Annotated in this window: 9 protein-coding genes; 4 read left to right on the top strand and 5 right to left on the bottom strand. The window is 66.8% G+C overall.

The window, feature by feature from the left end; all coding sequences use genetic code 11:
- The 5 genes from GORHZ_RS03630 to GORHZ_RS03610 all read right to left on the bottom strand — a co-directional run.
- The coding region (locus GORHZ_RS03630) for an MFS transporter (RefSeq protein WP_006330465.1) at positions 1 to 1,292 on the bottom strand (1,292 nt) is incomplete at its 3' end.
- A 108-nt stretch (positions 1,293 to 1,400) separates the two neighbouring features.
- Positions 1,401 to 2,720, bottom strand: a complete 1,320-nt coding sequence (locus tag GORHZ_RS03625; RefSeq protein ID WP_006330464.1) for an RNA polymerase sigma factor — start codon at positions 2,718 to 2,720, stop codon at positions 1,401 to 1,403.
- Positions 2,717 to 3,064 (bottom strand): YciI family protein, encoded by a 348-nt coding sequence (locus GORHZ_RS03620; RefSeq protein ID WP_006330463.1) that lies wholly within the window; start codon positions 3,062 to 3,064, stop codon positions 2,717 to 2,719. Before GORHZ_RS03620 ends, GORHZ_RS03625 begins: the two co-directional genes overlap by 4 nt.
- Positions 3,065 to 3,385: 321 nt before the next feature.
- The gene (locus GORHZ_RS03615; RefSeq protein WP_006330461.1) at positions 3,386 to 3,817 is read right to left on the bottom strand and encodes a DoxX family protein; all 432 of its coding nucleotides are present in this window, start codon (positions 3,815 to 3,817) and stop codon (positions 3,386 to 3,388) included.
- Between the two features lie 70 nt (positions 3,818 to 3,887).
- Positions 3,888 to 5,249, bottom strand: coding sequence for a wax ester/triacylglycerol synthase domain-containing protein (locus GORHZ_RS03610; protein ID WP_006330460.1), 1,362 nt, complete (start codon positions 5,247 to 5,249; stop codon positions 3,888 to 3,890).
- 422 nt (positions 5,250 to 5,671) lie between these two features.
- Between GORHZ_RS03610 and GORHZ_RS03605 the strand changes: the two genes are divergently transcribed.
- The 4 genes from GORHZ_RS03605 (at position 5,672) to GORHZ_RS03590 (ending at position 10,833) form a co-directional block, all read left to right on the top strand.
- Positions 5,672 to 6,946: a PucR family transcriptional regulator gene (locus GORHZ_RS03605; RefSeq protein ID WP_006330459.1), complete on the top strand. Its 1,275-nt coding sequence runs from the start codon at positions 5,672 to 5,674 to the stop codon at positions 6,944 to 6,946.
- Between the two features lie 216 nt (positions 6,947 to 7,162).
- Positions 7,163 to 8,788, top strand: a complete 1,626-nt coding sequence (locus GORHZ_RS03600; protein WP_006330458.1) for a flavin-containing monooxygenase — start codon at positions 7,163 to 7,165, stop codon at positions 8,786 to 8,788.
- A 48-nt stretch (positions 8,789 to 8,836) separates the two neighbouring features.
- Positions 8,837 to 9,673 carry an alpha/beta fold hydrolase gene (locus GORHZ_RS03595; protein ID WP_006330457.1) on the top strand — a complete coding sequence of 279 codons (837 nt, stop codon included), beginning with the start codon at positions 8,837 to 8,839 and terminating at the stop codon, positions 9,671 to 9,673.
- 41 nt (positions 9,674 to 9,714) lie between these two features.
- Positions 9,715 to 10,833 (top strand): NDMA-dependent alcohol dehydrogenase, encoded by a 1,119-nt coding sequence (locus GORHZ_RS03590; RefSeq protein WP_217998304.1) that lies wholly within the window; start codon positions 9,715 to 9,717, stop codon positions 10,831 to 10,833.
- Positions 10,834 to 11,023: the final 190 nt, after the last annotated feature.

Genomic DNA, 11,023 nt, shown 5'->3' with positions numbered 1-11,023 from the left:
GGGCGACCCGACTGTTGTGACCACAACTCCGGGTCGTCGCGGAGCAGTCGGGCGCGACCCTTGCGGCGATACCGCCAGATCTGCGTCGCGCCGAGACCCCACAGGAGGAACTGTGCCGACATCGCCCAGGTGAAGGCCTCGGGCGGATAGCCCGAGTCGCCGGCCGGGGTGCGCCAGTCGAGAATCAGACCGATCAGCGCCACCGTGGTCAGGCTGGCGATGAATCCGCCCTGGTTGATGATGCCGGTGGCGGTGCTGACCCGGAACACCGGATTCGACGTCCGGCCGAGGTCGAAGCCGACCATCGATGCCGGACCGCCCATGCCGCATATCACCACCAGCACGACGAGCAACCAGTACGGTGCGGCTCCCGGCCAGGCGAGCACCACCGCCCACATCGCCGCGATCGAGGCGATCACGATCAGTACGAGCGTCGACCGGTGCCACGGCCACCGGGTGATCAGCCACGCGAACGTCGGCCCGAACGCCATGATCGAGAGCACCATGATCGTCAGCAGCAGACCGGCGGCCTCCGAGCTCAGGCCCTGCCCCTCCACGAAGAACGGGTAGCCCCACAGCAGCCCCATCACCGTCGCGCTGAACTGAGTGGAGAAATGCATCCAGAAGCCCAGCCTGGTACCCGGATGCTCCCACGACGCAGCCAGACTGTCCTTGATCCCGGAGAGCCCCAGCATGGGACCCGACACCGAGCGCATCTCCAACGAATCGCGCACCACCACCAACGTCGCGACGAGCAGCACCGCACCGCAGGCACTCGTCGCGAGGTAGGCGTTCGTCCAACCCCACGCCGCCAGCGCCCACGTCATCGGCACGGCCGCGGCGACCGCGCCGAGCTGGCCGAGCACACCGGTCAGCTGCGTCATCAGCGGGATACGTCGAGTGGGGAACCACGAGTTCACCAGGCGAAGCACGCACACGAAGGTCATCGCGTCGCCGACGCCGACGAAGAACCGCGACGACAACGCCCACACATAGGTGTCGGCGAACGCGAAGCTGAGCTGCGCGCACGTGAGGATGAGGGTGCCCGTCAGCAGCACCCGCCGCGGCCCGAACCGATCGACGAGGAGTCCGACCGGCACCTGCATAAGCGCATAGATCAGCAACTGCAGCACCACGAACGTCGACAGCTGCGCCGCGGAAATGTCGAAACGCTCGGCCGCGAGCAGTCCGGCGACCGCCAGCGACGAGCGCTGCAGCACCGCGACGAAGTACACCGACAGTCCGACGAGCCAGATCGTCATCGCCTGGGCGGAGCGGGGTTGGGTGGTCATCGTCGGCAGCTCGGCGTCGATCGAGCGGTCTGACAGCAGTGGGTCACTTGACCATTGTCCGGTACCGCGTCGCGGTTGTCGGCGCGGCCCCGGTCCGCCGGCACTCGGTCATGCGTCCTTGAGCCGCTCCAGCACGCCCGCTTCCTCGGCCCGGACTCGGGGCAACGCCGAATCGACCTTGCCCTTGTGGGTGCCTTGAGCGATGCACTCGTCACGCCGCCTCGCCAGATATGCCCGCTCCGCCGCATTCTGTGTCGCGGCGATCGCGGCGTCATAAGCCGAGCGCGCGTCGGCGCTGCGCCCGAGCCGTCGCAACAGGTCGGCTCGGGCGGCGTGCCATGCGTGGTAGCGGTCCAGGGCGAGGCTGTCGACTATGGCCAATGCGACCTCCGGCCCGTCCAGCTCGGCGACAGCGACCGCCCGGTTGAGCGCGACGATCGGGGTGGGCTCCACGACGTACAGCTGGTCGTAGAGCGCGACCACCTGAGTCCAGTCGGTGTCGCGGGCATCGCGCGCGTCGGTGTGGACCGCGTTGATGGCCGCCATGAGTTGATAGCGCCCCGGGCGGGACTGCTCGGCCGCCACGCGGGCGAGGCATTCGCGAACCAGCGCGTGCCCCTCGTCGATGAGGGCGTGGTCCCAGCTGCCGCGGTCCTGCTGGTCGAGCGTCACCAGCTCCCCGCCGCTGATGCGAGCGGTGCTGCGGGCTTCGGTCAGCAGCATGAGCGCGAGCAACCCGGCGACCTCGCCGTCGTCGGGGAGCAGCCCGCGCATGATGCGGCCCAGCCGAATCGCCTCGGCGGTGAGATCAGCGCGGACCGGGTCATCGCCGGCGGCGGCAAGGTAGCCCTCGTTGAAGATCAGATAGATGACGGTGAGCACGCCGTCGAGCCGATCGGTGACATCGTCACGGTCGGGCACGCGGAACGGGATGTGCGCGGCCTTGATCTTGGCTTTGGCCCGGGTGATGCGCTGTGCCATCGTCGTCTCGGCGACCAGGAACGCGCGGGCGATCTCGCCGACGGTGAGTCCCCCGAGTAGCCGCAGCGTCAGCGCGATTCGGGCCTCCGGCGCGAGCGCCGGATGGCAGCAGGTGAACATGAGCCGGAGGCGGTCGTCGGAGACCGCTCCGGTCGGTTCGTGCGGCGTGTCATCGTTGATGATCATGGCGGCCTGATGCTTTGTGTCACGCAGGGATTCCCGGCGAATCCGGTCGATGGCGCGGTTTCCCGCCGTGGTGGTCAGCCAAGCGCCGGGGTTGGGCGGGATACCCTCGGCCGGCCATCGCTCGACGGCGGTGAGCAACGCCTCGCCGGCCGCGTCCTCGGCGATGTCGAGATCGCCGAATCGACGGACCAGCGAGGCGATCACCCGTCCGTACTCCTCGCGGTAGATCCGATCGATCTCCGCGCGAGCATCCGTGGTCATGCGCGGTCGAACGTCCTGATCTCGATCTTGGCCCCGCAGGCCTGCGACGCCCGCGCGGCGATCTTCAGCACGGCATCGAGGTCGGCTGCCTCAACGACCCAGAATCCGCCGAGGAACTCCTTCGTCTCGGCGAACGGCCCGTCGGTCACGATCACGTCGGAACCGGTGTTGTCGACCGTGGTGGCGGCATCGGGGCGCCCGAGTCCCCCGGCGAACACCCACGCACCCTCGGCCTTGAGCTCGTCGTTGAACCTGCCCGTCTCCTCGTACATCGGCTGCGCTTCCTCTGGCGGGATGTCGTAGACGCTTGGGTCGCCGATCACGGAAAGCATGTAGTGAGCCATCTCGGAGTCCTTTCATCGGTGGCTGCCGGTCGGCTGCCTCTACCTTCTCTACGAACGGACCGATGCGAATACGACAGCCTCACCGAGACGAAATTGTCGGCAGCCGGCCATTCCGCTCCTGCCAAGTCAGTGTGAGGGATGCGCTGGCCCTAGAACCTGTGGCAGAGAGCGTTTCAAGTGTCGCCAGATAGGAGCGCGGTGAGCTCGGCGCGTTGACACCGAGATCACCCGGAGGCGGCGCGACGGCGGACACACACCCGCGAATCTGAAATCCCCGTCACCCGCCGTTCTTCTACTCGGCGTGATGGATGACGAGGGCTGTCACCGGCATTCAGTCCTGCACCCACCGTCGCCGCCCGCCGCGATGGCCCACAGGACCAGCACGGGCTGTCCGAACAGCCGGGCGAGTCGCTTGGTGTCGGTGTCCAGGCCGAAGGCGTCGATGCCCTCGACGTACTGGTTGATATTGCCCGGGAATACGGCGACGAAGAAGGCGGCGACAAGCCAGGAGACGATCCGCCGGTAGCGCGGCAACGCGATGAGTGCCGCGCCGAGCCCGATCTCCTTGACACCCGAGGCCACCACGACGAGGTCCTTGTCGAGCGGCACCCAGTCGGGCACCTGCGCCTGGAACTCCTCCCGCGCGAACGTGAGGTGGCCGATCCCCGCCACTGTCAGAACTGCACCCAATGCGAGACGGGCGACGGCGCGACCCGGGCTCTGTCGTGTGGTCGATGGGGCGAATGCGCTCATCTCGTCCTTCCCGTCGTCGATGTTCGCGGCTTGCCCGGCCCGCCGTGCGGACGAATCCGTGTCTCCGGGATCAAAGGTCGCACACCTCCCCGAACCCGACGGCGAGGCTCTCCACCAGGGTGTCGAGGTCCGGGACCGCGGCGTCGTCGACGTCGATGCCCATGCAGCAGTCGCCGACGTAAGACATCAGGGTCACGTTGAACGCGGCGCCGATCGTCGGCCCGAACCCGTACTGTTTGGTGATCTTCGCACCGGCCATGTACAGCGGCACCGGCGAGCCCGGTACATCGGAGGCGAGGAAGTCGACGTGCTCGAGCATCGCGCCGACGGCCGCCGAGGGCAACACATTCAACCCACCGGCGATCGGATCGGCCATCGGCACCGCCGGCTCGAGCCGCCACTTCGCAACGATCTCGTGGATGCGGCCGACCAGTTCCTTCGGATCGGCCAGATCGCAGGGAATCACGAAGCGCACCAAGGTGATCCGGTTGCCGCCATACGATTCGTCGTCGGATCGCAGATTCATCGGCATGGTGACCCGCAGATGATCGATCTGGGCATCGTGGCGGCGATGGTATTCGCGCATCCCGAGCACGATCCCGGCGAGAAAGGCGTCGTTGAGGGTTCCGCCGCCCAGGTTTCCGGCCGCCGCCAGACTGTCGACCGGAACATCCAGCGTCGCGAAGTGACGTCGGGTGCTGCGCTCGGTCATCACCGGCGACGCCGTCTTGGTGATCGGCTCGACGATGCGGAAGACCGACACCGCGGTTCGCGCGACGTCGCGCACCGCCCGGATCGGACGGACGACGAAGCGGGCGCCCAGACGCACCCCCGTCGACACGGACTCGCGCACCAGTGCGGTCCCCGACGACAGGTACCAGCCGACCGTGTCGACAAGTGACGGCTCTCCCGCGACCGTGTCGCTGCCCGGCACCGGCGGCCGCGGGGTCCCGGATCGCTCGAAATCCAAGATCTCGGCGGCGATGCGGACACCTCCCACACCGTCGGTCATCGAGTGATGGAACTTCATCACCACCGCGGCCGCCGCATCCTCCTCGAGCCCGTCGAGCAGGGTGAACTCCCACATCGGCCGCGCCGGGTCGAACGCGGTCATCTCCGCGGTGCGCGCGACCTCCAGCACTCCCTGCAGATTTCTCGGCTGCGCGGCATCGAGGCGATGCACATGCCAGCCAAGGTCGAAGTCAGGGTCGTCGACCCAGCGCGGGGGTGCGAGACCGCGATCCGGCACCAGTTTGCGCCGCATCGCCGGCAGTACCTGCGTGGCGCGTTCGACCGTCGCGACGAAGCGGTCCCAGTCTGGTGAGGCATCGAGCAGCGCGACCACCACCACCGTCGAGCGCAGGATCGGGTTCTGCTCCATGCGCCAGGAGAACATGTCCGATTGGGTCATCCGGATGGCATCGTTGCTCACGACTACCAGTCTTCTCCCCCCACCCTGCCAGCGGGAGGTTTTTGGGCGTCCGCGCCGGTGACTGTCCTCACTGACGACCCACGCGTCGAACGTGACGCCGATCGTCTCGCGAAGCCCGATGCGCGCCGGGCCCTCACCGCCTTCGTGCGTCGTATCCCAAATCGTATATGCTGAGTCGGCAAGTGACTCACATCGCAGATGCCCTTATCGAGTGCCTGTCGCCACTGGGTCGTCAGCCGGTGCACAGATCCGACACCACCGAGACAACACAACACGACGCTCCGCGGAAACCGGCCCGAGGATGACTGAGGTCTGACCATGCAGTTCCACCATCACGGATACGTGTCCGGCGACCCACGCAGCCACTACGACATCTTCGAGGTACGCGGCGGTGGCGTGGTGATCGTCCGGCCCGATCAGGCATGACCACCTTCACCGATTCGCAAGGTACGCTCGCCGAGATCGGCGCGAGCCTGTCCGAGCGATCCCGAACCATCGTCGACGGCCTGTACGACGCACTGCTCGCGCAGGTTCCCGATCTCGCCGACGACGATGCCCTGCAGGGTCGGCTACGAGCCAGCATCGAGTCCAACGTCTCCCAGCTTCTGCACCTGATGGTGCAACCGGTCGATCTGGAACTGATCGAGCCGACCGCCGGCGCACTACAGTACGCACAGCTCCTCGCCCAGCACGGGGTACCGCTCAGTTCGCTGTGGCGGGCATACCACATCTGCAACTCGAGCTTCTTCCTGACGTGCCTCGCAGAGCTCGATCACCGAGCCGATGAAGTCCGTGAACTGGCCGATGAGACGACCGAACTCAGCACGCTCCTGAACACCTATCTCGATCGGGTGCTCGCACGCATCGGGCCCGTCTACGACGCCGAACGCGACCGCTGGCTGCGACGACAATCATCACTGCGCGCAGACCGGCTGAACGCGCTGTTGACCGGGCGGGTAACGGCGACGGCAGAGGTCGAAGCCGCGCTGGGCTACCGCCTGGCGACGAAGCATCTCGCGCTCATCGTCTGGGACGACAGCGATTCAGAGGTGCCCAGATCGGAAGGTCTCGCGCGGGCCATCGCACGAATCTCGGATCGAATCGGATGTCGCCAGCCACCGTTGTCGGTTCCCCAGGACGACTCGACCCTGTGGGCCTGGCTCTCACTCCCGGCCGACACCACGGAGAGCGCCGATCTCGCGGGCGAACTCGAGCGGGTTCTGTGCGAACAGCACCCCAACGCACGCGCGGCGCTCGGCGAACCGGGTGTCGGCGTGGACGGCTTCAGCCGCTCGCACAGGAATGCGCTCGCGGCGCGATCAGTGGCGCTGGTCGCCACACCGGATTGCCCGCGTGTGGTCGCCTACCGCGAGGTTTCCGGGCTCAGTTTCCTGTGCCACGATCTCACCCGGGCGCGGGAGTGGGTGGGCGAGACGCTCGGCGAGCTCGCCATCGACGACGAACCACATGCACGTCTCCGCGAGGGCTTGAGTGCGTTTCTGGGTTCCGGTGGGAGCCTCAGCGCTGCCGCCGATCAGCTCGGCTGTCACAAGAACACGATCCACAACCGCGTACGGCGCGCGGAGGAACTCTTGGGCCGACGCGCGACCCCCGGCCAGATCGACCTCCAGCTTGCCCTGCAGGCTCGCCGTTGGTTGGGCGCGACGGGCGTCGACGGCGCTCCCGCCGCGACCTGAACCCCCGGCCCGACCCCGATTGTGCCGCGGGCACAACGATCGGACCGAAGATGCCCGATCAGCCCGATGACAGGTCGCGAGTGACCCGGTCTACTTGAGGAAGAGTTCGTGGCGCGCCTCACACCGCCCGGCTCCTTTCACCCGCAGGTCGCCGGCGGCTCCGCCGCACCGGTTCTCCGGGTGTCACCACCCCACATCTCAACGCGAGGAACCTCGATGGATATCGCCAGCTCACCCACTTCGTCCACATCCACCGACGTCGACGTCGCCGTGGTCGGCGCCGGCTTCGCCGGCCTCTACCTCCTGCACCGGCTCCGTGGACAAGGTCTGTCGGTGCGCGTATTCGAAGCCGGAAGCGGAGTCGGCGGAACCTGGTTCTGGAACCGCTATCCCGGCGCCCGGTGCGACATCGAGAGCGTTGACTACCAGTACTCGTTCGATGACGACCTGATCCGGGACTGGCAGTGGAGCGAACGCTACCCGCGACAGGAAGAACTGCTCGCCTACCTCAATCACGTGGCCGACCGTTTCGAGCTGCGCCGTGACATCTCGCTGAACACCCGGGTGACCGCGTCGATCTTCGACGATGTCGCCCAGACCTGGACGGTGACGACCGATCAGAACGAGCGCATCAGCGCACGCTTCGTCATCCTCGCCACCGGTTGCCTGACCGCGGCCCGCACTCCGGACTTCGATGGACTCGACGACTTCGCCGGCCAGTGGTATCACACGGCCCGGTGGCCCGACGGTGGGGTGGACTTCACCGGCAAGCGCGTCGGCATCATCGGTACGGGATCGTCGGGCATCCAGTCGATCCCGGTGATCGCCGATCAGGCGGAGGCACTGACGGTGTTCCAGCGAACCGCCAATTACAGTGTGCCGGCCGGTAACCACGTTCTCTCCGACAGCGAGCGCAAAGATGGTGCCGACGGATTCGACGCCCGCCGGCGGATGCAGAAGGAGTCCTTCCTGGGCATGTCGGTGCCGATGGTCGAGGCCGCGGCAGCGGACATGCCATCCGAAGAGCGCGATGCCATCCTCGAAGAGCGCTGGCAGATGGGCGGACTGCCCATGTACGGGGCATTCGCCGATGTTCTCACCGACGAGTCCTCGAACAACGCGGCCAAGGAGTTCTTTGCCAAGAAGATCCGCGCGAAGGTCGACGATCCGGACGTGGCCGAGCGGCTGATCCCGAAGGGCTACCCCTTTGGTGGCAAGCGAATCTGCGTGGACACCAACTACTTCGAGACCTTCAACCGAGACAACGTCACCCTCGTCGACGTCAACGAGAGCCCGATCGAACGCATCACCGCCAACGGCATCAAGGCCGGCGACACCGAATACGAGCTGGACGCCATCGTGTTCGCCACCGGATTCGACGCCTTCACCGGCGCCCTGTCGGCCATCGACATCCGCGGTCGCAATGGACAGGCATTGACCGAGAAGTGGCAGGACGGACCACGTAACCTGTTGGGACTGGCCATGTCCGGCTTCCCCAACATGTTCCTGATCACCGGCCCGGGCAGCCCATCGGTGTTCAGCAACATGGTCGTGTCCATCGAACAGCACTCCGATTGGATTGCCGACGCAATCGCACACATGCAGGACACCGACGCACGAATCATCGAGGCCACCGACACCGCCGAGGACGAGTGGGTCGCCCATGTCAACGAGGTCGCCGACTCGACTCTGCTCCCGCAGGCGAACTCGTGGTACAACGGCGCCAATGTGCCGGGCAAACCACGCATCTTCATGGCCTACCTGGGTGGCGTCGGCGACTACCGCCTCCATTGCGACGAGGTCGCCCGCGCCGGCTACAAAGGATTCGCCCTCACCCGCTGATCACCGCGACCACCCCTGATCCGGACACCGAAGCCAAAGGAACACTTGATGACCCAACCACAGCCCGCCGCGCAGACGATCACCCTGCCCGACGGCACCAGCCTGGAAACCGCCCAGTACGGCGAGGGAGAACCGCTCCTCCTGATCTGCGGTACCAGCCAACCGCACGAGTTGTGGGCACCGATCGTGCCGGCCCTGGCCGCGGAGTACCGCGTCATCACCTATAACCATCGCGGTATCGGCGGTTCCGAACGCGGGACCGGGCCGCTGTCGATGCGCTCGCTTGCCGAGGATGCCCACGAGGTGCTGCGGCAGCTCGGAATCGCCAAGGCACACGTCCTCGGCTGGTCGCTGGGGAGCACCGTCGCGCAGGAACTTGCGATTGCCCACCCCGACGCGGTGGGTGCGGTCGCACTCGCCGCGACCTGGGGTCGCACCAACGTGTTCCAGACGGCGGTGTTCACCGGTCTCGCGCACCCGTGGCGAACCGGCGACCGGCTTGCCGCGCTGACCGCGTTGGGAATCGCCTACAGCCCAGAGCTTCTCGAGACACCCGACTTCGCGGGCATGATGGCCGCCCTCGAGCCACTGTTCCCGAGCAGTCCGACGGCGATGGCGACCGTCGCCGAGCAGTGGGACGCCGACCTCGCTCATGACGCCATCGACCGGCTCGAACAGATCACCGCGCCGACGTTGGTGATCGCCGGCGAGAACGACCTGCTCACCCCGGCGGCGCAGGGGCGCATGGTCGCCGAGCGCATCCCCACCGCACGTCTCGAGGTCTTCACCGGCTCCGGCTCCAGTCACGCCATGCTCATGGAACTCCCGGACAAGTTCACCGCGCTTGTCGCCGAGCACCTGGCCAAGCATCCGATCGCTTCGTAAGCACCCGAAACTCAATAAGCAAGGAGACACCAACCATGCCGATCACCACTCGGACCTCCGTCATCAAACAGCCCCCGGGTCGCTACGAGACCGTCACCGTGGAACTCGACGATCCGCGCCAGAACGAGGTGACCGTCAAGCTCGCAGCCGCCGGGCTGTGTCATTCCGACGACCACAACGCCACCGGCGACCTGCCGCCGGATGTGTATCCGTATGCCGGCGGCCACGAGGGCGCCGGGGTCATCACCGCGGTCGGCCCGGACACCCCGGGTTTCGAGGTCGGCGACCACGTGGTCTTCTCCTTCCTGCCCGCCTGCGGCAAGTGCGAGTTCTGCGCGCGGGGCATGTCCAATCTGTGCGACCTGGGCGCATCACTGATGACGGGCGCCCGCGCCGAGGACCCAGGGAGCTTCCGGATGCACCTGCCTGACGGAACTGCGGTCGGACAGCAGTGCGGTATCTCGACATTCAGCGAATACACCACGGCTTCAACGGCTTCGGTGATCAAGATCGACAAGTCGCTGCCGCTCAAGCAGATGGCACTGCTCAGCTGTGGCGTCCCCACCGGATGGGGATCGGCCGTCAACTCCGCGCATGTCCAGCCCGGCGACACCGTCATCGTGATGGGTATCGGCGGTATCGGCGCCAATGCCCTGCAGGGCGCCGCCCATGCCGGGGCCCTCAACATCATCGCCGTCGACCCGGTGGCCACCAAGGAAGAGAAGGCGAAGCTCTTCGGCGCCACCCATTTCTACACCTCGATCGCCGACGCCACCGAGTACGCACGATCGGTCACCAACGGCCAAGGCGCCGATTCCACCATCATCACCGTCGGCATTCTGGCCGGCCAGATGGTGGCCGACGCGCTCGCCTCGATCCGCAAGGCCGGCACCGTGGTGGTGACCGGGCTCGGCCCGATCTCCACCGATGCACCGATCGTGTTCACCGATCTCACCCTGATGCAGAAGCGCCTTCAGGGGTCGTTGTTCGGCGAGTCCAACCCGCGGCGCGACATCCCCAACCTGATCCGCATGTACCAGAAGGGCCACCTCAAGCTCGACGAGCTGATCACCCGCGAGTACACCCTCGATCAGATCGCCGAGGGCTACGACGACATGCACGCCGGTAAGAACATCCGGGGCGTCGTCGTATTCGACTGACCCGGTGAAGCCCCCGCCCGTCGACAGCCCGGCCGTCGGCGGGCGAGTTCTCTACCCGGCATCACCGCCCGGACTGGAGCCGGGTGTGCCGTGTTCGGCAAGACGCCCTACCACGGTCAGAATTCCCCTGATGAGCGCCCCATCAGGATCGCGGCGTAGATGGTGGGCGAACGCTGCCGCCGCTCCCGGC

The sequence above is a fragment of the Gordonia rhizosphera NBRC 16068 genome (assembly GCF_000298195.1).
Taxonomy (GTDB): domain Bacteria; phylum Actinomycetota; class Actinomycetes; order Mycobacteriales; family Mycobacteriaceae; genus Gordonia; species Gordonia rhizosphera.
The sequence above is the reverse complement of the archived record's forward strand: the minus strand, read 5'-3'. Positions and strand labels throughout refer to the sequence as shown.

What these genes read in the sequence shown, in the direction of transcription:
- GORHZ_RS03625 (WP_006330464.1), bottom strand. Translation starts at nt 2,720, where the DNA reads ATGACCACGGATGCTCGCGCGGAGATCGATCGGATCTACCGCGAGGAG.
- GORHZ_RS03620 (WP_006330463.1), bottom strand. Translation starts at nt 3,064, where the DNA reads ATGGCTCACTACATGCTTTCCGTGATCGGCGACCCAAGCGTCTACGAC.
- GORHZ_RS03615 (WP_006330461.1), bottom strand. Translation starts at nt 3,817, where the DNA reads ATGAGCGCATTCGCCCCATCGACCACACGACAGAGCCCGGGTCGCGCC.
- GORHZ_RS03605 (WP_006330459.1), top strand. Translation starts at nt 5,672, where the DNA reads ATGACCACCTTCACCGATTCGCAAGGTACGCTCGCCGAGATCGGCGCG.
- GORHZ_RS03600 (WP_006330458.1), top strand. Translation starts at nt 7,163, where the DNA reads ATGGATATCGCCAGCTCACCCACTTCGTCCACATCCACCGACGTCGAC.
- GORHZ_RS03595 (WP_006330457.1), top strand. Translation starts at nt 8,837, where the DNA reads ATGACCCAACCACAGCCCGCCGCGCAGACGATCACCCTGCCCGACGGC.